At 70.6% G+C, this 19,938-nt stretch carries 20 protein-coding genes; 4 read left to right on the top strand and 16 right to left on the bottom strand.

Annotation, left to right across the window (positions count from 1 at the left end):
- Positions 1 to 145 precede the first annotated feature (145 nt).
- Positions 146 to 859, top strand: a complete 714-nt coding sequence (gene lexA, locus NNL39_RS10395) for a transcriptional repressor LexA (RefSeq protein ID WP_255159213.1) — start codon at positions 146 to 148, stop codon at positions 857 to 859.
- 42 nt (positions 860 to 901) lie between these two features.
- On the opposite strand, the gene hflX is transcribed toward lexA, so the two are convergent.
- The gene (gene hflX / locus NNL39_RS10390) at positions 902 to 2,452 is read right to left on the bottom strand and encodes a GTPase HflX (RefSeq protein WP_255159212.1); all 1,551 of its coding nucleotides are present in this window, start codon (positions 2,450 to 2,452) and stop codon (positions 902 to 904) included.
- Positions 2,453 to 2,495: 43 nt separating this feature from the next.
- Here hflX and NNL39_RS10385 point away from each other — a divergent pair, with 43 nt between their 5' ends.
- Positions 2,496 to 3,149 carry a class I SAM-dependent methyltransferase gene (locus NNL39_RS10385; protein WP_255159211.1) on the top strand — a complete coding sequence of 218 codons (654 nt, stop codon included), beginning with the start codon at positions 2,496 to 2,498 and terminating at the stop codon, positions 3,147 to 3,149.
- On the opposite strand, the gene dapF is transcribed toward NNL39_RS10385, so the two are convergent.
- From dapF to thyX, 15 genes are all read right to left on the bottom strand, one after another.
- Positions 3,146 to 4,021, bottom strand: coding sequence for a diaminopimelate epimerase (gene dapF, locus NNL39_RS10380; RefSeq protein WP_255159210.1), 876 nt, complete (start codon positions 4,019 to 4,021; stop codon positions 3,146 to 3,148). The two genes, NNL39_RS10385 and dapF, sit on opposite strands and share 4 nt — an antisense overlap.
- Positions 4,018 to 4,953 (bottom strand): tRNA (adenosine(37)-N6)-dimethylallyltransferase MiaA, encoded by a 936-nt coding sequence (gene miaA / locus NNL39_RS10375; RefSeq protein ID WP_255159209.1) that lies wholly within the window; start codon positions 4,951 to 4,953, stop codon positions 4,018 to 4,020. Before miaA ends, dapF begins: the two co-directional genes overlap by 4 nt.
- A gap of 34 nt (positions 4,954 to 4,987) precedes the next feature.
- Entirely contained in the window at positions 4,988 to 6,532 is a 1,545-nt protein-coding gene (gene miaB, locus NNL39_RS10370; protein ID WP_255159208.1) for a tRNA (N6-isopentenyl adenosine(37)-C2)-methylthiotransferase MiaB, read from the bottom strand.
- Positions 6,533 to 6,590: 58 nt separating this feature from the next.
- Positions 6,591 to 7,280: a regulatory protein RecX gene (locus NNL39_RS10365; protein ID WP_255159207.1), complete on the bottom strand. Its 690-nt coding sequence runs from the start codon at positions 7,278 to 7,280 to the stop codon at positions 6,591 to 6,593.
- Positions 7,280 to 8,419 carry a recombinase RecA gene (gene recA / locus NNL39_RS10360; RefSeq protein ID WP_255159206.1) on the bottom strand — a complete coding sequence of 380 codons (1,140 nt, stop codon included), beginning with the start codon at positions 8,417 to 8,419 and terminating at the stop codon, positions 7,280 to 7,282. Before recA ends, NNL39_RS10365 begins: the two co-directional genes overlap by 1 nt.
- A gap of 255 nt (positions 8,420 to 8,674) precedes the next feature.
- On the bottom strand, positions 8,675 to 8,902 hold the full coding sequence (locus NNL39_RS10355) for a DUF3046 domain-containing protein (protein WP_255159205.1): 228 nt from the start codon (positions 8,900 to 8,902) through the stop codon (positions 8,675 to 8,677).
- A gap of 31 nt (positions 8,903 to 8,933) precedes the next feature.
- Positions 8,934 to 9,242, bottom strand: a complete 309-nt coding sequence (locus NNL39_RS10350) for a helix-turn-helix domain-containing protein (RefSeq protein ID WP_255159204.1) — start codon at positions 9,240 to 9,242, stop codon at positions 8,934 to 8,936.
- Positions 9,243 to 9,399: 157 nt separating this feature from the next.
- The gene (locus NNL39_RS10345; protein WP_255159203.1) at positions 9,400 to 9,897 is read right to left on the bottom strand and encodes a CinA family protein; all 498 of its coding nucleotides are present in this window, start codon (positions 9,895 to 9,897) and stop codon (positions 9,400 to 9,402) included.
- Positions 9,894 to 10,529, bottom strand: coding sequence for a CDP-diacylglycerol--glycerol-3-phosphate 3-phosphatidyltransferase (gene pgsA / locus NNL39_RS10340; RefSeq protein WP_407665114.1), 636 nt, complete (start codon positions 10,527 to 10,529; stop codon positions 9,894 to 9,896). The genes NNL39_RS10345 and pgsA overlap by 4 nt, the downstream gene beginning before the upstream one ends.
- 43 nt (positions 10,530 to 10,572) lie before the next feature.
- Positions 10,573 to 13,245, bottom strand: a complete 2,673-nt coding sequence (locus NNL39_RS10335) for a DNA translocase FtsK (RefSeq protein WP_255159202.1) — start codon at positions 13,243 to 13,245, stop codon at positions 10,573 to 10,575.
- A gap of 69 nt (positions 13,246 to 13,314) precedes the next feature.
- Positions 13,315 to 14,016: a hypothetical protein gene (locus NNL39_RS10330; RefSeq protein ID WP_255159201.1), complete on the bottom strand. Its 702-nt coding sequence runs from the start codon at positions 14,014 to 14,016 to the stop codon at positions 13,315 to 13,317.
- Between the two features lie 110 nt (positions 14,017 to 14,126).
- The gene (locus tag NNL39_RS10325) at positions 14,127 to 15,803 is read right to left on the bottom strand and encodes a ribonuclease J (RefSeq protein ID WP_255159200.1); all 1,677 of its coding nucleotides are present in this window, start codon (positions 15,801 to 15,803) and stop codon (positions 14,127 to 14,129) included.
- Between the two features lie 54 nt (positions 15,804 to 15,857).
- A complete protein-coding gene (gene dapA / locus NNL39_RS10320) occupies positions 15,858 to 16,832 on the bottom strand; it encodes a 4-hydroxy-tetrahydrodipicolinate synthase (RefSeq protein ID WP_255159199.1) in 975 nt (324 codons plus the stop codon).
- A 165-nt stretch (positions 16,833 to 16,997) separates the two neighbouring features.
- On the bottom strand, positions 16,998 to 17,870 hold the full coding sequence (locus tag NNL39_RS10315) for a type IV toxin-antitoxin system AbiEi family antitoxin domain-containing protein (protein ID WP_255159198.1): 873 nt from the start codon (positions 17,868 to 17,870) through the stop codon (positions 16,998 to 17,000).
- 285 nt (positions 17,871 to 18,155) lie between these two features.
- Entirely contained in the window at positions 18,156 to 18,890 is a 735-nt protein-coding gene (gene thyX, locus NNL39_RS10310) for an FAD-dependent thymidylate synthase (protein ID WP_255159197.1), read from the bottom strand.
- 84 nt (positions 18,891 to 18,974) lie between these two features.
- Here thyX and NNL39_RS10305 point away from each other — a divergent pair, with 84 nt between their 5' ends.
- Positions 18,975 to 19,397, top strand: a complete 423-nt coding sequence (locus NNL39_RS10305) for a thioredoxin family protein (protein WP_255159196.1) — start codon at positions 18,975 to 18,977, stop codon at positions 19,395 to 19,397.
- The gene (locus tag NNL39_RS10300; protein ID WP_255159195.1) at positions 19,394 to 19,915 is read left to right on the top strand and encodes a DUF4395 domain-containing protein; all 522 of its coding nucleotides are present in this window, start codon (positions 19,394 to 19,396) and stop codon (positions 19,913 to 19,915) included. The genes NNL39_RS10305 and NNL39_RS10300 overlap by 4 nt, the downstream gene beginning before the upstream one ends.
- The last annotated feature ends 23 nt before the right edge of the window (positions 19,916 to 19,938 follow it).

Raw genomic sequence — 19,938 nt, 5'->3', positions numbered from 1 at the left:
GTTTCAAGCCCTCGAACCGATTTCCGCTCCAGAACCGCGACACACTCGAACAGATGTTTGAAATGGGCCTCGCTCGTGGATAGAGTTTCGAGGGTTCGGGAGTACTCCACACCCGACCACCGACATTGGTCAGAACGGAGCCGACATGGCTGAGGATCAGAAGGACTCGCCGATCGAGGGCGCGCCCGAGGCCGTGGGCGGCACTCGCCGGCGCACGACCCTGAGTGACAAGCAGCGCGAGATCCTCGGCGTGATCCAGGCCTCGGTCGCCCGGCGCGGGTATCCGCCGAGCATGCGGGAGATCGCGGAGGCCGTCGGCCTCGCCTCCCTCTCGAGCGTCTCGCACCAGCTCGGGCAGCTCGAGTTGAGCGGCTACCTGCGTCGCGACCCGAACCGGCCGCGGGCCCTCGAAGTGCTCATCGACCTCGAGCCCGACCCGGCGCACGCGGTCGACTCCGACGCGCTGCCCGGCCCCTCGGTCGGCGACGCCGCCATGGTGCCGCTCGTCGGGCGGATCGCCGCGGGCATCCCGATCACCGCCGATCAGATGGTCGAAGAGGTCGTGCCGCTCCCCCGGCAGCTCGTCGGGAAGGGCGAGCTCTTCATGTTGACGGTCGTCGGCGACTCGATGATCGACGCCGCGATCTGCGACGGCGACTGGGTCGTCGTGCGGCAGCAGAACACGGCGGAGAACGGCGAGATCGTCGCCGCCATGCTCGACAACGAGGCGACCGTCAAGGTCTTCAAGCAGCGCGACGGCCACACCTGGCTGCTGCCGCAGAACTCGGCCTACGAGCCGATCCTCGGCGACCACGCCACCGTGCTCGGCAAGGTCGTGGCGGTGCTGCGCTCGGTCTGAGGCCGCCCATCCTGTCGCGAGCGCCCCGTGGACGCCGGCCGGTTACAGCGCTTCGGCGACCGCGAACGGCTCGACGAGCGTCGCGACCTCGGGCGTCGCGAACGCGTGCACGCGCGTCCCCGACTCGACGTAGCTCGTCTCGATGATGCGCCCGCGCTCGTGCAGCAGTGACACGAGGTCGCCGCGGTCGTACGGCAGGATGACGGTCAGCTCGACCTCGGGGTTCGGCAGCAGCTCGGCGATGCGCCGCTGCAGCTCGTCGATGCCCTCGCCCGTCTTCGCCGAGACGAACACGGCATCGGGCACGAGCCCGCGCAGCAGCAGCCGCGCGTCGTCACCGAGCAGATCGCTCTTGTTGACGGCGATGAGCTCGGGCAGCTCGCGCGCCCCGACGTCGCCGATGACGTCGCGGACGGTCGCCAACTGCGCCGCAGGGTCGGGATGCGCGCCATCGACGACGTGCAGGATCACGTCGGACTCGGCGACCTCCTCGAGCGTCGATCGGAAGGCTTCGACGAGCTGGTGCGGCAGGTTGCGCACGAAGCCCACGGTGTCGGCGATCGTGTACGGACGGCCGTCCGGCGTCGTCGACTTGCGCACGGTCGGGTCGAGCGTGGCGAACAGCGCGTTCTCGACGAGCACGCCCGCGCGCGTGATGCGGTTGAGCAGGCTCGACTTGCCTGCGTTGGTGTAGCCGGCGATCGCGACACTCGGCACGGCGTAACGGTCGCGGTTGGCGCGCTTCGCGGCCCGCGCGGGCGCGAAGCCCTTGATCTGGCGCCGCAACTTCGCCATGCGCGTGTTGATGCGGCGGCGGTCGAGCTCGATCTTCGTCTCACCCGGTCCGCGGCTTCCCATGCCCGCACCTCCCGCGCCCACCTGGCCACCGGCCTGGCGCGACATCGATTCGCCCCAGCCGCGCAGCCGCGGCAGCAGGTACTCGAGCTGCGCGAGCTCGACCTGCGCCTTGCCCTCGCGGCTCTTGGCGTGCTGGCTGAAGATGTCGAGGATGACCGCAGTGCGGTCGATGACCTTCACCTTGACGACGTCTTCGAGCGCTCGGCGCTGGCTCGGCGCGAGCTCGGTGTCGGCGATGACGGTGTCGGCCCCGAGCTCCTTCACGACGAGGGCGAGCTCGGCGGCCTTGCCCTTGCCGAGGAACGTGCTGGGGTCGGGATGCGGGCGCCGCTGCAGCAGCCCGTCGAGCACCACGGCTCCCGCCGTCTCGGCGAGGGCCGCGAGCTCGCGCAGCGAGTTCTCGGCGTCGTCGAGGTCACCCTGCGCGTAGATGCCGATGAGCACGACGTTCTCGAGCCGCAGCTGGCGGTACTCGACCTCGGTGACGTCCTCGAGCTCGGTCGAGAGACCCCGCACACGGCGCAGCGCGGCGCGGTCTTCCCGGTCGAACTGCTCGCCGTCGCGATCGGAGGAGTAGCTCGCGTCCTCCTGCAGGGCCGCCGCGCCGTGCAGCGTCACCGAGCGCGCGCGCGACTCGGCGTTCGCGAGGACGCGCGCCACCGCATCCGCCCCCGCATCGGGGCCGGCACCATCGCTCGGAGCGTCGATCGGGTCGAGAGGGTCGTGGTCGGTCATAGGAGGTTCACTGTACTCCGCCCGACTTCGGTAGATTCTGCGCATGGCCGCCGACCACTACTTCACCGCCCAGCCGAGCGGGGCGTTCGTGGCCAAGCCGCTCACGGTCACCCTCGCGGGGCGCCCGGTCGAGCTGCAGACGGCGGGGGGCGTGTTCAGCCCGGGCGGGCTCGATGTCGGAACCCAGGTGCTGCTCTCGCACGTTCCCCCTCCCCCGCCGAGCGGCGACCTGCTCGATCTCGGATGCGGGTGGGGGCCGATCGCGCTCACGCTCGCGCTGGAGTCGCCGCACGCGACCGTCTGGGCCGTCGATGTCAACGAGCGCGCGCTCGAGCTGACGCGCCGCAATGCCGCCGCGCTCGGGCTCGACAACGTACGGGCGGCGACGCCGGACGAGGTTCCCGACGACGTGCGGTTCATGACGATCTGGTCGAACCCGCCCATCAGGGTCGGCAAGAACGAGCTGCACGGCATGCTCGACCGCTGGCTGCCGCGGCTGCGCGAGAGCGCCGATGCCTGGCTCGTCGTGGCGCGCAACCTCGGCAGCGATTCGCTGCAGCGCTGGATGGAGGCGCGCTACCAGGGCGAGCTCGCCGTGTCGCGCGCGGCCACCAACAAGGGGTTTCGCGTGCTGCGCGTGCGCAACCGCTCGGGACTGACCGGGCCGATCACGACGGTCGGAGCGCCGCGGGTCTAGAGCGTGAGCTCACCCTCGAAGACGAGCTCAGCGGGGCCGGAGAGCGCGACGCGCTCGCCGTCTTCTGCCGCGAACATGCGCACTCCGAGCACGCCGCCCGGCACCGTCACGCGCCATTCGTTCGGGGCCGCGGAACCCGCCCAATAGCGCACGGCGAGTGCCGCGGCGACTGCTCCCGTGCCGCACGAGAGCGTCTCGCCGCTCCCCCGCTCGTGCACCCGCATCCTGATGCGCCCGATGCCGTCCACGACGAGCGGATCGGCGGGGACGACGAACTCGACGTTGGCCCCCGCGGCGGGCGGCGGATCGAGCACGGGCGCGGTCGAGAGGTCGAGCGCCTCGAGCTCGTCGTCACTCGCGAGCGCGACGACGACGTGCGGGTTGCCGACGTTGATGCCGAGACCGGGGCGGGCGACGGGAAGGTCGCGCGCCCGCACGAGCGGCTCGCCGCCGTCGAGGCGCCACCGGCCCAGGTCGGCCGCGAATCCCTCGGCGATGCGGTGCACGTCGATCACACCCGCCCGTGTGCCGATCGCGACCGATGCTCCAGGCGCGAGCTCGATGTGGCCCTGCTCGACGAGGAATCGCACGAACACGCGGATGCCGTTGCCGCACATCTCGGAAAGGCTGCCGTCGGCGTTCGAGTAGTCCATGAACCACTCGGCATCCGGCGCGTCCTCCAGCAGCTCTCGCCCCTCCGGGATGCGGTGCGAGCGCACGGCGCGAATGACACCGTCTCCCCCGACGCCGAACCGGCGGTCGGCGAGGCCCGCCCGCTGCACCGGCGAGAGATCGATCTCGCCCTCGGGGTCGGAGACCAGCACGAAGTCGTTGCCGGTGCCGTGGCCCTTGGTGAATCGCAGCGTCGTCACCCGCCCATGCTAGCCGCGAGCAGATCGGCGACCCGGTGGTCGACCTGGGCCGCGAGATCGTCGGCAGCGGCATCCAGGGTCTCGATCGAGGCGTCGCGACGGAACCAGCCGACCTGCCGGCGGGCGTAGCGGCGCGTGAGCGACTGCGTCTGCGCGATCGCCTCGGCCTCGTCGAGCTCGCCGTGCAGCTGCGCGATCGCCTGCGCGTAGCCGATGGCACGGCTCGCCGTGACGCCGCGCTCGAGCCCGAGCGGCAGGAGCCCCCGCACCTCGTCGAGCAGTCCGTCGCGCCACATGCCGCGCACGCGCTCGTCGAGCCGGGCGACGAGGGTCGCGCGGTCGAGGTCGAGCCCGAACTGGCGGTAGGGGCGCCAGGGCCGCTCGCGCGCGGCGAGGCCCGCGCTGAACGGCTCTCCGGTGAGGTCGCCGACCTCGAGCGCCCGCACGATGCGGCGGCCGTTGTGCGGCCCAATGGCGGCAGCCGCCACGGGATCGCGCTCGACCAGCACCGCATGGAGCGCACCGGGCCCCCGCTGCGCGAGCTCGGACTCCCAGTGCGCGCGCCGCTCCGGGTCGGTGCCGGGGAACCGGAAGTCGGTGAGCACGGCCGCCAGGTACAGTCCCGAACCCCCGACGAGGATCGGCACCGCTCCGCGGGCGAGAATGCCCTCGATCGCCGCGCGCGCATCGTGCTGGTAGCGGGCGACGCTCGCCTCGTCCGTCACGTCGAGCACGTCGATGAGGTGGTGCGGCACTGCCGTGCGCTCGGCGGCGGGCAGCTTCGCGGTGCCGATGTCCATCCCGCGGTAGAGCTGCATCGCGTCAGCGTTGACGACCTCGGCGGCGATCCCCCGCGCGGCCCAGTGCTGCGCGAGCGCGAGCGAGAGCGCGCTCTTGCCGGTGCCGGTCGCGCCGACGAGCGCGACGATCACGGCGAGGTCGCGGTCATGGTCGGGATGCCCGACGTCACCGAGCCGCGGGCGCGCCCTCGGCGGCCCGCGTGCGCAAGGTCGGGAGGCCGAGCAAGACCGCCCGCCCGCCGTCCGCCGCCGCCGGAGCGGGCACCGCGCAGCTCTCCGCCTGCGCACGGTCCCACGCATCGCCCGCCCGAGTGCGACGGATACGGAGCGGTGCATCGTGGTCGGCGATGAGGTGAAACGACGCCGCGTGCGTGATGGTCGTCGTCACGATGTCGCCCGGGCGCGGCCGCTCGCTGCCGTCGGGCACGGCGAGGTGCACGAGCCTGCTGTCGGCGGCACGACCCGAGATGCGCTCGGTCTCCGCATCTTTCTTGCCCTCGCCCGCGGTGATGAGCACCTCGACCTCGCGCCCGACCTGGCGCTGGTTCTCGGCCGCGCTGATGGCGTCTTGAAGGGCGGTGAGCCGCTCGTATCGTTCTTGCACGATGGCCTTCGGAACCTGGTCGGACATGGTCGCCGCGGGCGTGCCGGGGCGGATCGAGTACTGGAACGTGAACGCGCTCGCGAACCGCGCCTGCTCGACGACGCGAAGCGTGTCGGCGAAGTCCTCCTCGGTCTCGCCGGGGAAGCCGACGATGATGTCGGTCGAGATGGCGGCGTGCGGGATGCGGTCGCGCACGCGATCGAGGATGCCCAGGAAGCGGTCGCTGCGGTACGAGCGCCGCATGGCCTTGAGGATGCGGTCGGAGCCCGACTGCAAGGGCATGTGCAGCTGCGGCATGACGGCGGGGGTTTCGGCCATCGCATCGATGACATCGTCGGTGAACGCTGCGGGATGCGGACTCGTGAACCGCAGGCGCTCGAGCCCCTCGATGCGTCCTGCAGCCCTCAGCAGCTTGCCGAAGGCGAGGCGGTCGCCGAACTCGACGCCGTAGGAGTTGACGTTCTGCCCCAGCAGCGTGACCTCGATGGCGCCGTCGTCGACGAGCGCCTGGATCTCGGCGAGGATGTCGCCCGGGCGGCGATCCTTCTCCTTGCCGCGCAGGGCGGGCACGATGCAGAACGTGCAGGTGTTGTTGCATCCGACCGAGATGCTCACCCACCCGCTCGATGTCGACTCGCGCCGGGTCGGGAGGGTGGAGGGGAACACCTCGAGCGATTCGAGGATCTCGAGCTGGGCCTCGCCGTTGTGGCGAGCGCGCTCGAGCAGCACGGGGAGGGAGCCCATGTTGTGCGTGCCGAAGACGACATCGACGTAGGGCGCCCGCTCGAGGATGGTCGTGGTGTCTTTCTGCGCGAGGCACCCTCCGACGGCGATCTGCAGGTCGCCGCCGCGCTCGCGCTTGATGCTCGCCAGGTGGCCGAGCGTGCCGTAGAGCTTGTTGTCGGCATTCTCGCGCACAGCGCAGGTGTTGATGACGACGATGTCGGCCTGGCCGCTCTGGGCGCGCACGTAGCCCGCGGCCTCGAGCGAACCGCTCAAGCGCTCGGAGTCGTGCACGTTCATCTGGCAGCCGAAGGTGCGCACCTCGTAGGTACGCCGTCGGTCGGCGGTCGAGGGCGCGAGAGGCTCGGTGACGGCGGTGCTCATGGTCGTCTCAGTCTACGGCGCGCGACGGACCAGGCCCCGGCTCGGTGCGCGGTGGCTGCTAGCGGAACTCGACGCGGTGCACGGTGGCGAGCCGCGCGGGGGCCCCACTCGCGTCGCCCGCGAGCTCGTCGTCGCGGTCGTCGAGGGCTCGCCGAGCGGCTTCGCGCACCGCGCTGCCCGAATGGCCTTTGCGGGCGAGGAAGTCGACGAGCCGCCGCTCGGCGGTGGATCGATCGAGACCGCCCAGCCGCCGCGCCCGATCACGAGCGAGCTCGAACACGAGGTCGTCGTTCGCGTCGTCGTCTACACCACCGGCGAGAGCCTCGTCGATCGCCGAGCGGTCGAGCTTGCGTCGCATGAGCTCGGACCGCAGGGCCGAGTCGCCGAGCTTCTTGCGCGTGCGCAAGCGGTCGACGAGATCGGCCGCCAGCGCCCGGTCGTCGATGAGACCGACGGATTCGAGCCGGTCGAGCTCGGCTTCCGCAACATGCGGATCGATCTCGCGTCGACGCAACAGGTCGGCCACCTCGGCGCGCGACTGCCCGCGACGGGTGAGCGCGTGCATGGTGACGTTCTCGGCGCGACGAGCGTCGGCCTCGTGACTCGCGGCCGACTCCGCGGCGTCGGCCGCATCACGCTCGGCCTGGGCTTCGCGCGCCCCGGGCAGGAACGTGACCGGGGCGATCGCACCGCTCTGCGGCTCGTCGACGCCGTCAGCGCTCTGCCCGGGGCCGCGCGAAGCGGGCATCAGGCGCCCGCCGCCGCGCGCAGCTCGGGCTGCTCGGTGCTCGGTGCGGCAGGAGCGGCAGCGGTGGCCACGGAGGCGGCCTTGGCCGATGCCTTGCTGGGCGCCTTCTCGACCGGAGCAACCGGCTCGACCGCGGCGAGCTTCGCGCCGATGCCGAGCTTGGCGAGGATCTTCGCCTCGATCTCGGCCGCCATAGCCGGGTTCTCGAGCAGGAAGTTGCGAGCGTTCTCTTTGCCCTGGCCGAGCTGGTCGCCCTCGTAGGTGTACCAGGCGCCCGACTTGCGCACGATCTCGTGCTCGACGCCGAAGTCGATGAGGCTGCCCTCGCGCGAGATGCCGACGCCGTAGAGGATGTCGAACTCGGCCTGCTTGAACGGCGGGGCCATCTTGTTCTTCACGACCTTGACGCGCGTGCGGTTGCCGACCGCCTCGGTGCCGTCTTTCAAGGTCTCGATGCGGCGGATATCGAGGCGCACCGAGGCATAGAACTTGAGGGCCTTGCCACCTGCGGTGGTCTCGGGGCTGCCGAAGAACACGCCGATCTTCTCGCGCAGCTGGTTGATGAAGATCATCGAGGTCTGCGTGCTGTTGAGCCCGCCCGTGAGCTTGCGGAGCGCCTGCGACATGAGGCGCGCCTGCAGACCGACGTGGCTGTCGCCCATCTCGCCCTCGATCTCGGCGCGCGGCACGAGCGCCGCGACCGAGTCGATGACGACGAGGTCGATCGAGCCCGAGCGCACGAGCATGTCGGCGATCTCGAGCGCCTGCTCACCCGTGTCGGGCTGGGAGACGAGCAACTGGTCGATGTCCACGCCGAGCTTCTGCGCGTAGTCGGGGTCGAGGGCGTGCTCGGCGTCGATGAAGGCCGCGATGCCGCCGGCCTTCTGGACGTTCGCGATGGCGTGGAGCGTGAGCGTCGTCTTGCCCGAGGACTCGGGGCCGTAGATCTCGATGATGCGGCCGCGCGGGAGCCCGCCGATGCCGAGAGCGACGTCGAGGGCGATCGAGCCGGTCGGGATCACCGCCACGGGAGCGCGGTCGTCGGAGCCCAGGCGCATGACGCTGCCCTTGCCGAACTGTCGGTCGATCTGGGCGAGGGCCGTCTCGAGGGCTTTCTCGCGGTCTGCTGCAGAGGGCATTGCGACTCCTTCAATCTCGTGCGCGGTGTGCCTGTCTTCTGTCGCTCCTCGTCCGGCCGATGGAGCAGGGCCGGACGGATCACGACAAGGCGTGACGGCTGTCGCCGACGAGACCGACGGTACGCCCCAGACCCGACATCGCCGGGTTCGACGCGCAACACGTGCAGTGACTCGTGTTCGAGTGCCGCTGGGGAGGAGTCTATGCGAGAAGCGAACAGATGTTCGAACGACGCCGCGCGGCGTGTCGCGGTGCGGCTAGCCGCGCTTGGGCTCGGGGCGCCCCGCGCCGTACCAGCGCTCGCGCGGAACATCCATCGCCGCGCACAACGCCAGCCAGACCTCACGCGGCGCGACGCCCGCCGTCAGCGCCTCATCGGCCGTGCGCTCGCCGAGCGGCGACAGCACGAGATCGCGCACCAGGCTGCGACCGTAGGCATCGCCGAACTCGTCAGCGATGGCACGCAGAAACTCGCTGCGGGTCACCGTGACAGCCGGGTCGATCGACGCGCAGGCGTCAGCGCATCGCCAGGTCGGCGTCGAACTGCGCGACGAGCTCGTCGGGCAGCGTGTCGGGAACGGTGCTGAGACCCTCGATCACGGCAAGGCGGTCGCCCACCTCGCGCATGATGACCGAGATCGGGGTGTCGAGGGCTTCGGCGACCGAGGCGAGAATCTCGCTCGACGCCTCCTTCTGCCCCCGCTCGACCTCGCTCAGGTACCCGAGCGCCACACTCGCGCGGCTCGCCACCTGTCGCAACGTGCGGCCCTTCTGCAGACGCACGTCGCGGAGGACCTCACCGATTTCCTGTCGAACCAGAACCATGGGGACCTCCTTTTCACTCGCCTCACGGCCAGCATCACGCCGGGCCGGTAACACTACCGGAACCGGATTGCTTCACTGTAACCGCCGCCACCTGAGCAGGGGTTGTCAGTCTGCTGTCTGTAACACGACTGTCACCCCAGTCATTCCCGACAGCGCCTCACGCACGCTCGGCGAGCACCTCGGCGAGCAGGTCGAGCGCCGCATCGCAGGCCTGAGCCCGGATCGCGGCGCGGCCGCCCGCAAAGCGGTGCTCGCGCACCGTCGTGCCCGCCGCATCCGCGACCGCGACATAGACCAGGCCCACCGGGGCTGCTCCTTGCGGGTCCGGTCCGGCGACGCCCGTCGTCGCCACCCCGAAATCGGCGGGATGCCCCCCGACCGCCGCGGCACCGCGAACCCCCTCGGCCATGGCCGCCGCGACCTCGGGATGCACGGGTCCGTGCTGAGCGAGCAGCCCGGCCGGAACGCCGAGCAGGCTGGCCTTGAGCGCCGTGTCGTAGGCGACGATGCCGCCGCGCACGACGAGCGACGCGCCCGGCACTCCCACGAGCGCGGCCACCACGGCACCGCCGGTCAGCGACTCGGCGACCGCGACCGACCGCCCGACCGTCGTGAGCCGGTCGACGAGCCCGGCCGCACGGTCGGCAGCGGTCACGACGCGGCGGCCCGGTTCTGGCGCCACGCCTGCACGAGGTAGTCGATGCCGGTGACGACCGTGAGCACGAACGCCGCCGACATGAGCACGGTGTTGACGACGTGCACCCACTCGCCGAAGAGGTTCCAGAGCGGCAGCAGTGCTGACGAGATGGCGACCGACTGCACGACGGTCTTGAGCTTGCCGCCCCGCGAGGCAGGAATCACGCGGTCGCGCAGCATGAGGAACCGGAACAGCGTGATGCCCCACTCGCGCACGAGGATCACGACGACGACCCAGACCGGCAGCTCGGCGAGCACCGCGAGCATGACGAGGGCCGCGCCCGTGAGCAGCTTGTCGGCGATGGGGTCGAGCAGGATGCCGAGGTCGGTCACGAGATTGCGTCGGCGGGCCAGCATGCCGTCAACGCCGTCGGTCGCGATGGCGACGATGAACAGCAGAGCCGCGGCGATGCGCAGCGGGCCGTCGGCCCCGCCGTCGAGCACGAGCAGCACGACGAAGACGGGGGCGAGCAGGATGCGCACCACCGTGATGATGTTCGCCAGGTTGCCGCTGCTCGCCGGCGACTCGCCAGCGCGCACGACCCGCCCGCGGAGGGAGTAGGACCGGGCGCTCGCCTCGGACTCGGTCACGCGGGCCTCCCGGCTGATGGTCGCGGTGCGGGCCTGAGCGGCGTCACTCGCGGTCGGTCAACTGCCAGGCGTCCTCATCAGAGCCGCCCTCGACCTCAGGATACCCCTCCGTCATGCGCGGGACGGGGTCGTCCGCGACGCGCGACGCGGGCGCAGCATCCTCGCCCCGAAGCCGCGCGAGCACCTCGGGAAGCTGGTCGGGGCTCACGAGCACGTCGCGCGCCTTCGAGCCTTCGGAGGGGCCGACGATCTCGCGCGATTCGAGCAGATCCATGAGCCGGCCGGCCTTCGCGAAGCCGACGCGCAGCTTGCGCTGCAGCATCGAGGTCGAGCCGAACTGGGTGCTGATGACGAGCTCGGCGGCGGCGAGCAGCACCTCGAGGTCGTCGCCGATGTCGGCGTCGATCTCGCGCTTGGTCGCCTCGGCCGCGACGTCGTCGCGGTACTCGGGCAGCGCCTGCTTCTTCACGTGCTCGACGACCGCCGCGATCTCGTGCTCGGTGACCCACGCGCCCTGCACGCGCACGGCCTTCGAGGCGCCCATCGGCAGGAAGAGCGCGTCGCCCTGGCCGATGAGCTTGTCGGCGCCCGGCTGGTCGAGGATGACGCGGCTGTCGGTCATGCTCGACACCGCGAACGCGAGCCGGCTCGGCACGTTGGCCTTGATGAGGCCCGTGACGACGTCGACACTCGGACGCTGGGTGGCAAGCACGAGGTGGATGCCGGACGCGCGGGCAAGCTGCGTGATGCGCACGATCGAGTCTTCGACATCGCGCGGGGCGACCATCATGAGGTCCGCGAGCTCGTCGACCACCACGAGCAGGTACGGGTAGGGCTGCAGCTGACGCTTGCTGCCCTCGGGAAGCTCGATCTCGTTCGCGAGCACCGCGCGGTTGAAGTCGTCGATGTGGCGGAACCCGAACGACGCGAGGTCGTCGTACCGCATGTCCATCTCCTTGACGACCCACTGCAGCGCCTCGGCCGCCTTCTTGGGGTTCGTGATGATGGGGGTGATGAGGTGCGGCACGCCCTGGTAGGCGGCGAGCTCGACGCGCTTCGGGTCGACGAGCACCATGCGCACCTCGGCGGGCTTCGCCCGCATGAGCACGCTCGTGATCATCGAGTTGACGAAGCTCGACTTGCCCGAGCCCGTCGAACCGGCGACGAGCAGGTGGGGCATCTTCGCGAGGTTGGCGACGACGTAGCCGCCCTCGACGTCCTTGCCCACCCCGATCGTCATGGGGTGCAGGGCCTTGGAGGCCGCGCTCGAGCGCAGCACATCGCCGAGGCTGACGATCTCGCGGTCGACGTTGGGGATCTCGACGCCGATCGCGCTCTTGCCGGGAATCGGCGACAGGATGTTGACCTCGTTGCTCGCGACGGCGTACGAGATGTTCTTGGTGAGCGCCGTAAAGCGCTCGACCTTGACGCCCGGGCCGAGCTCGACCTCGTAGCGCGTGACGCTCGGACCGCGGCTGAAGCCCGTGACGCGCGCGTCGACCTGGAACTGCGCGAGCACCTCGGTGATCGCCGCGACGACCGAGTCGTTGGCCGCCGACTTCGACTTCGGCGGATCGCCCGGAGCGAGCAGCGAGGCCGCCGGCAGCCGGTACGGCGTCCCGGTGCGCGACCGTGCCGGAGGGGCGAACTCCCCCGCTGCGCCCTTCTCGCTTGCGCTCGTGGCGAAGCCCGGGAGGACGGCGGGCGCGACCTGCTCGCGAGCCGCGGGCGCGGCATCCACCTCGCCCGTGAACCGGCGCACGGCGCGCTCGGCGGCCGTCAGCACGTCGTCGAGGCTCTCGGTGACAGCAGCGCGCTGCGCCGCGTCGATGACCTCGGTGGCCTGCTCGCGCTCGACGGGGCTGTCGAACGCCGCCGACTCGCGCGTCGACTTGCCCTTGCGCCACCAGGGCATCGAGCTCGTGTCGTCCATGTCGAGGCCGAGATCGGTGAGCGACCCGAACTCGACGCTCTCGGTCTCGGCCTTCGCCTTCGGCTCGCGCGGCGCGAGCTCGGCGCCGAACAGGTAGCTGTAGAGCTCGCGCAGGCGATCGCCGATGCGGTTCGGCGGGGTCTTCGTCATGATGAGCACCGAGAGGGCGGCGAGCACCACGAGGGCCGGCACGGCGACGTAGACGGTCGCGAGCAGCAGCACCCCGCCGAGGATCCAGCCCAGGATGCCGCCGGCCTGGGCGAGCGCGAGCGGGGGCAGCGCGGGCTGCGGGGCCCCGAGTGCGATGTGGCAGAGCGCGCTGACGCTCGCGATGAGCAAGCCCAGGCCGATGCCGATGCGCGTGTTGTCGTGCACGCTCGCCGGGTGCCGGAAGAGCCAGCCGGCGAACACGAGCATGATGACGGGCAGCGCGAACGAGACGCGGCCGACGAGGCCGCCGAAGGTCCAGGCATTGAGGGCGACGGCCACGGGGTCGGTGGCGAAGAACCATTCGACGACGGCACCTGCGATCGCGAGCACGACGATGAAGAACGGCACGCCGTCGCGCCGCTCCTCTTTCGCGAGCGTCTCGCGGCCGAGCACGCGGAACGTCGCGCCCGTCATGTGGGCGAGGCCCATCCAGAGACGAGTCAGGATGCCCTGCTCGGGCTCAGGGGCGGCCGGCAGCTTCTTCGTGGGCTGCGTGCGCGAGCGGCTCGATGCGCCACCCGAGCGCGCTGATGCGGCGCGCGGGCGCGACGACGACCGGGTGCTCGATGCCATGCGCCTACGGTACCCGCGCCGTGCGACCGCGGCCGGGGGCGACACGCGCCGACGCCGGGCGCGCCGGGCTCAGACGCCGCAGTAGCCCACGCCGCCGTCGGTCGCCCAGACTGCGAACGGAGCGACCGAGGTGGGGTGCGTCGTCATGACGACGACGCGGTCGAGCTCGTCGGGCAGCCAGTAGGGCTCGAACGCGCTGTCGTTCCACGAGACCTCGAAGACCAGGCGGCCGGCACCCTCGTCGACGACGTAGAGCCTACTCACGACCGCGTCGATCGGACCGGTGATCGTCGGGTAGGCGGCCAGCAGCTCGGTGACCGTCGAACCGATGACGATGCCCTCGGTCGTCGGCACGGTCGACGGACCGATCACCTGGATGGCGCCGACCTCGCCCGACTCTCCCACGGCGACGCCGAAGAGCCCGGCGCCATCCGAGCCCGCGTAGTCGGGCACCGCTCGCCACAGCCCGGCCGCGGGATCACCCGGCGCGATCCCGAAATCGGGATCCACGCACGCTTCCGGGTCGAACACGATCATCGCCCTCGGATCGTCGGGGGCCGGAGCCGGCTGCCCGATCACGAGCAGGTTGAGGGACCCGGGCGCGAGCGCGAGCTCGTCAGCGGATGGCCGCGTGGGGTCGGGGCTGGGCTCAGTGGGTGCGCTCGAACTCGAGCTCTCGCTCGGGCCGGGCTCGGCGCTCGGGAACTCAGGAGCACACGCCGCAAGGGCGAGCAGGAGCCCCGCCGAGGGAACCGCCCAGTAGGCCTTCATGGGCACAGCATAGAGAGGCTGTGCGCTGGAGGCTACGCCCTCGACGCTAGGCCTCGGCCCGCGCCGCCGCGCGGCGCGGCAATCCAGCACCGATTGGGTGATCGAGGCGGCTAGGCCTCGATCACCACGGGAACGATCATCGGACGCCGGCGGTGCTGCGTGTTGACCCAGCGGCCGACGACGCGGCGCACAACCTGGCTGAACGCGTGCGTGTCGCGGGTGCCGTTGGAGGCGGCATCCACCAACGCCTTGATGATCTGCGGCTTGACGTCGTCGAAGATCGCCTCGTCGGGAGCGAACCCGCGCGCGTGGATCTCAGGGCCGACGACGACCTTGCCGGTCTGAGCATCCATGGCCACGAAGATCGAGATGAAGCCCTCTTCAGCGAGGATGCGGCGGTCTTTCAGATCGGCGTCGGTGATCTCGCCGACCGTCGAACCGTCGACGTACACGAAGCCGATGTCGAGCTGGCCCGTCACGCGCGCGACACCGCCGCGCAGATCGACGACCGTGCCGTTCTCGCCCACGATGACGTTCTTCTCGGGCACGCCCGTCGCGATCGCGAGTTCGGCGTTCGCGACCAGGTGGCGCTGCTCGCCGTGCACGGGCATGACGTTCGTCGGGTGCAGCACGTTGTAGAAGTAGAGCAGCTCGCCCGCCGAGGCGTGACCCGAGACGTGAACGCGAGACGTGCCCTTGTGCACGACCTTGGCTCCGAGCTTCATGAGGCCGTTGATGACGCGGTAGACAGCGTTCTCGTTGCCCGGGATGAGGCTCGAGGCGAGGATGACGGTGTCGCCCGAGCCGATCTCGATCTGGTGCTCGAGGTTGGCCATGCGCGCGAGCACCGCCATGGGCTCGCCCTGACTGCCGGTCGACATGTAGACGATCTGGTCGTCGGGCAGGTTCGCGGCCTTCTTGTGGTCGATGAGGATGTCGTCGGGCACCTTCAAGAAGCCGAGATCGGCCGCGATCGTCATGTTGCGCACCATGCTGCGGCCCATGAGCGCGACCTTGCGCCCGTTCGCGTGCGCGGCATCGAGCACCTGCTGCACGCGGTGCACGTGGCTCGAGAAGCTCGCGACGATGACGCGGCGCGGGGCGCGCGCGATCACGCTCTCGAGCACCGGCCCGATGTCGCGCTCGAGCGCCGTGAACCCGGGAACATCGGCGTTCGTCGAGTCGCTCAGCACGAGGTCGACGCCCTGCTCGCCCCAGCGGGCGATCGCACGCAGGTCGGTGATGCGGTCATCCAAGGGCAACTGGTCCATCTTGAAGTCACCCGTGTGCAGCACCGTGCCGCCCGCGGTCTGCACGACGATGGCGAGGGCATCCGGAATCGAGTGGTTGACGGCGATGAATTCGAGGGTGAACGGTCCGAGCTTCTCGACCTGCCCCTCCCGCACCATGTGGGTGTAGGGCTCAATGCGGTGCTCCTTGAGCTTCGCCTCGATGAAGGCGAGCGTGAGCTTCGAGCCGAGGATCGGGATGTCCTGCCGCATGCGCAGCAGGTAGGGCACGGCGCCGATGTGGTCTTCGTGACCGTGCGTCAACACGACGGCGATGATGTCGTCGAGACGATCGCGGATGGGCTCGAAGTCGGGGAGGATCAGGTCGACGCCGGGCTGGGTCTCTTCGGGGAAGAGCACGCCGCAGTCGATGATGAGCAGCTTTCCGTCGATCTCGAAGACGGTCATGTTGCGGCCGATCTCGCCGATGCCACCGAGCGGGATGATGCGCAGCGTGCCGGGATCGAGAACGGGCGGGCGGAAGAGTTCGGTGGGCATGTGTCGCCTCTGCTTCTGGTGGTGCGCGGTGGGGCGCGAGCCCCCTGATTCGGTCTAGCGGGTGGTGCCGGCCACCTTGGGCAAGGCACCGCCGGCCGCGGCGTTGCGGTCGGGTCGGAAGTTGTGGAAGTCGACGCCCGCCACGCTCTGCACGAGGTCGAGCTCGTCTTCGATGACGGCGGCCTCGTGCTCTTCGGGGCCGACGAGCGGCAAGCGCACGCGCGGGGTGCCGATGCGGCCGAGGCCGTGCAGCACGTACTTGGTCGCGACGGTGCCCGGAACGTGGGTCATGATCGCGCGTACGAGGGGCTCGAGGTGCTGGTGCTCGGCCGTCGCCGTCGCCAGGTCGTTGGCGTTCACGGCGTCGACGATCGTGCGATACGACCCCGGGGCGACGTTGGCCGTGACGCCGATGAGCCCCGTGCCGCCGATCGCGAGCGTCGGCAGCACGTTGGCGTCGTCGCCCGCGAAGTACATGAGGTCGGTCTGGTTGAGCACGCGGCTGACCTCGCTCAGGTCGCCCTTTGCGTCTTTGACGGCGAGGATGTTCGGGTGCTTCGCGGCGCGCAGGATCGTCTCGTACATGATCGGGATGCCCGCGCGACCCGGGATGTCGTAGAGGATCACCGGCAGGTCGGTCGCGTCGGCGACCATGCGGAAGTGCGTGAGCACACCTGCCTGCGTCGGCTTGTTGTAGTACGGCGTGACGATCATGACGCCGTCGGCGCCGGCCTTCGCGCTCGCCTTGTAGAGCTCGATCGCGTGCGCGGTCTCGTTCGAGCCGCCGCCCGTGATGATGGATGCCCGGCCCGCGCTCACCGACTTGCCGACCTCGACCAGCCGGATCTTCTCGGCGTCGGTCAGGGTGCTCGTCTCCCCCGTCGTGCCCGTCACGACGATGCCGTCGGCGCCCGCACCGATCACGTCGTCGATGTGCTTCTCGACCCCGGCCCAGTCGACTTCGCCGTCCGCCAGCATGGGCGTGACGAGCGCGACGAGCACTTGACCGAAGGGGTTGTTCGCAGACACGTGCTTCAGGGTATCGCGCTCACGCGCGGCCCGGCTCGCGGTCGCTCTCTCTGACGTATCCCCGCCCGATACCTGCCACCGGGGGGTGTGGGCGGGCGAGTGTCCGCTCGCCCCGGCGAATCGTGCGACTTGCCGGCTGCAAGGTGCGACTCACTGTGGTCGGCCTCACACTCCGGGGCGAGCGGACAGGTGGTCTCCCCGGGCAACGATGGCCGCAACGGTCGCGACGATCCCCGCTGGGTCGTCGAACACCTGGCGGTAGTCGGGTCGCAGAACGATGAAGCCGAGGGCCATAAGCGACTCATCCCGCCGGAGATCTGCCCGCCGGTTCGCCGGCTCGGCGTGGTGAGCCTCGCTGTCGCACTCGATGAGGAGGCGATCGCCGACGAGCAGATCGGCGCGCGCGAAGTCGCCGATCGGAAGCGAAGCCTGCGGCGTCGCTTGGATTCCCGCCTCGCGCAGCAGCACTCGCAGCACGCTCTCCGTGCCCGACTCAGAGCGCTCATCGGCGAGCGCCGCGGCGGCCCTCGCCTGCGGCCGCCAGCCCGCTGCCAGAAACTGAAGCTCGACCGGGGTCAGCGGGGCGGCTCGAAGCGCAGAGTCGAGCACCGCCACCGCAAACGGGAGTGGGAGGTCGTTCGCGGCTCGCGCGAGTGCCGCCTCGAGCGGTGCGACGCCGAAGCGGGGTCGAGAACCGGCAGGAAGCCAGTGGATGAGCACGGTCCTGCCCTGGGCCTCTGCCGGTCGTTCCTGGACGTCGTCCGCGACTTCGACGTGCAAGGGTGATCTCGCGCCGGGCGGCGCCCACAGACCGTGGTGCCGAAGAGCCGACACGCCCGCGATGCGCCCGCCGACCGCTGCCGCGAGACGAATGTCTGCGTCGAGTTCAGGCAACGCGTACACCCCCCGACGCAGCCGACTCAGCTCACCTCGAGAGTGAGCGCGTCGCAACGCGCGTTGGCCAGACTGATCATGGGCGAGGTCAGCGGCTCGCGCGACTCCGCCGTGTGCTCGCAGTGCCGCGGTGAACGAGTGCATGCGACGAGCATCCGTCAGCCGGGCGCAACGCGAGAGGGAACGCGACCATATGTGCACGTAACCCCGCGTCGAGGAGAGTTGGGGTGGAGCGCGTGGAGGTCCGTTCAATCCGGAGTCTGTCGCGACTCACCGTCGTGCGAATCAGACACGCCACGCACACTGCGAGTCACCGGGGTGAGCGGACACGACAGGGGCACCGGGACGGGGCCACCGGTCACGGCTGGTCAGGTCGCGCGCTTGGATAACTCGCCCGGCTGGGCAGGTCGCCGCGGTGCGGGCGCGCGGCTAGGGCGCGACGCGGCCGTTGGCGTTGAAGGCCTCGAAGGTGAGGGGCATGAGCTCGGCGAAGTGGTGCTCCATGAGCTCGGCCACCATCTCGATCTCGCGCTGCGGGAACGACGGGAAGTGCGTGCCCTCGCGCTTGGTGCGCAGCGAGAGGAAGTTCATGAGCGAGCGAGCGTTCATCGTGACGTACATCGAGCTGTAGATCGTCACGGGGAGGACCGCGCGGGCCACTTCGCGTGCGATACCTGCGGCGAGCATCCGCTGGTAGGAGGCGTAGGCCGCCTCGCACACGGCGCGCACCTCCGCGTCGACGAGGGCGGTCTGCTCGGGGGTGCCGGGCAGGAACTCGTAGGCGCCGGGCTTGCCCACCTGCACGAGGTTGCGCTCGGGGCCGGGCACGTAGAACACCGGGTTGAGCTCGCGGTAGCGACCGCTCTCCTCGTTGTATGAGGCGATGCGGTGCCGCATGAACTCGCGGAAGACGAAGATGGGCGCCTGCACGTAGAACGTCATCGAGTTGTGCTCGAACGGCGAGCCGTGGCGGTCGCGCATGAGGTAGTTGATGAGTCCGCGATCGCGCGCCGTCGCCTCGTCGCCCGCCGCCGCGGCCTCGAGCGTCTGCTCGCCCTGCGTCGACACGCGGGCGGCGAAGAGCACGTCGCTGTCGTGGGCGCTGGCCCGCACGAGCTCGACGGTCACATCGGAGCGGAACTGGATCTCGGCAGGCTCGGTCACGTTCGTCACCCTACCGGGGGCCCGCCGTCGTCTCGCGGCGTCACACACGGGAATGCATGAAGCAGGTTTCGTATTGTGGTGATCATGGATGCTCTTCCCGCCCTCGTCGTGATCGTGGCGCTCGTCGCCCTTGCGACGGCGCTCGGCCTCGTGCTGCGGTCCCGCAGCGTTCGCGTGGCGAAGGGCTGCGGCGGAGACGAGCACGAGCTGGTCGTTCCGGGCGCCGAGGTGACCCTCGTGCAGCTGTCGAGCCCGGTCTGCTCGGCGTGCGCGGCGATGCGTCGGGTGGCCGGCGAGCTCGTGGCGAGCGACAGCACCGTCGCGCACCGCGAGGTCGACGTGCTCGACGATCCGGAGATCGCGCGCCGGCACTCGGTGTTCTCGACGCCGACGACGCTCGTGCTCGACCACGAGGGCCACGTGCGCGCGCGCCTGATCGGCGCCGTGCCACCCGCCGACGTGCGCGCCGCGGTCGAGGCCGCGCGGTCGCGGCTGGTGGCCGCGTGAGCGGGGCATCGCCGGCACCGACCGGCGCCGAGCGGCCGTTCGGCATCGACCCGCGCGGTCCGCGCTTCGGGGCCGCGATCACCTCGGTGCTGCTGCTCGTCGTCGTGCTGCTCGGGCTCACCGCGCCGCTCGGGGCCGACCTCGCCGCCCGCGCCCTGCAGCCCGCCGCGCTGCTGCTGACCGTGCTCGTCGGGCTGTTCGCGTGGGGAGCCTTCGCGGGCATCCAGAAGCATCCCTACGGCCTGCTCTACCGCCGTCTGATCGCCCCGCGCCTTGCGCCGCCGACCGAGCGCGAGCACCCCGCTCCGCCGACCTTCGCGCAGCTCGTCGGGCTGCTCGTGACGGCGACGGGGCTCGTGCTGCACCTGCTCGGCGTTCCCGGCGCCCTCGTGGTCGCGGCGAGCGCCGCTTTCCTCGCGGCGTTCCTCAACGCCGTCTTCGCCTACTGCTTGGGCTGCCAGTTCTACGTGCTGCTCGTGCGCGCCGGAATCATCCGCCGCTCGGCATCACCCGCGTAGGCTGAAGGCCCGCAGCCCGCACG

The organism is Microcella humidisoli, from assembly GCF_024362325.1.
Classification (GTDB): Bacteria; Actinomycetota; Actinomycetes; order Actinomycetales; family Microbacteriaceae; genus Microcella; species Microcella humidisoli.
This window is presented reverse-complemented; position numbering and strand designations above follow the sequence as displayed.

Bases quoted from the DNA above. Each gene is read 5' to 3' on its own strand.
- NNL39_RS10350 (WP_255159204.1), bottom strand. From the start codon at position 9,242: ATGGTTCTGGTTCGACAGGAAATCGGTGAGGTCCTCCGCGACGTGCGT.
- NNL39_RS10325 (WP_255159200.1), bottom strand. From the start codon at position 15,803: ATGCCCACCGAACTCTTCCGCCCGCCCGTTCTCGATCCCGGCACGCTG.
- NNL39_RS10330 (WP_255159201.1), bottom strand. From the start codon at position 14,016: ATGAAGGCCTACTGGGCGGTTCCCTCGGCGGGGCTCCTGCTCGCCCTT.
- NNL39_RS10385 (WP_255159211.1), top strand. From the start codon at position 2,496: ATGGCCGCCGACCACTACTTCACCGCCCAGCCGAGCGGGGCGTTCGTG.
- lexA (WP_255159213.1), top strand. From the start codon at position 146: ATGGCTGAGGATCAGAAGGACTCGCCGATCGAGGGCGCGCCCGAGGCC.
- miaB (WP_255159208.1), bottom strand. From the start codon at position 6,532: ATGAGCACCGCCGTCACCGAGCCTCTCGCGCCCTCGACCGCCGACCGA.
- NNL39_RS10315 (WP_255159198.1), bottom strand. From the start codon at position 17,870: ATGCACTCGTTCACCGCGGCACTGCGAGCACACGGCGGAGTCGCGCGA.
- NNL39_RS10365 (WP_255159207.1), bottom strand. From the start codon at position 7,280: ATGCCCGCTTCGCGCGGCCCCGGGCAGAGCGCTGACGGCGTCGACGAG.
- NNL39_RS10305 (WP_255159196.1), top strand. From the start codon at position 18,975: ATGGATGCTCTTCCCGCCCTCGTCGTGATCGTGGCGCTCGTCGCCCTT.
- NNL39_RS10335 (WP_255159202.1), bottom strand. From the start codon at position 13,245: ATGGCATCGAGCACCCGGTCGTCGTCGCGCCCGCGCGCCGCATCAGCG.
- hflX (WP_255159212.1), bottom strand. From the start codon at position 2,452: ATGACCGACCACGACCCTCTCGACCCGATCGACGCTCCGAGCGATGGT.
- recA (WP_255159206.1), bottom strand. From the start codon at position 8,419: ATGCCCTCTGCAGCAGACCGCGAGAAAGCCCTCGAGACGGCCCTCGCC.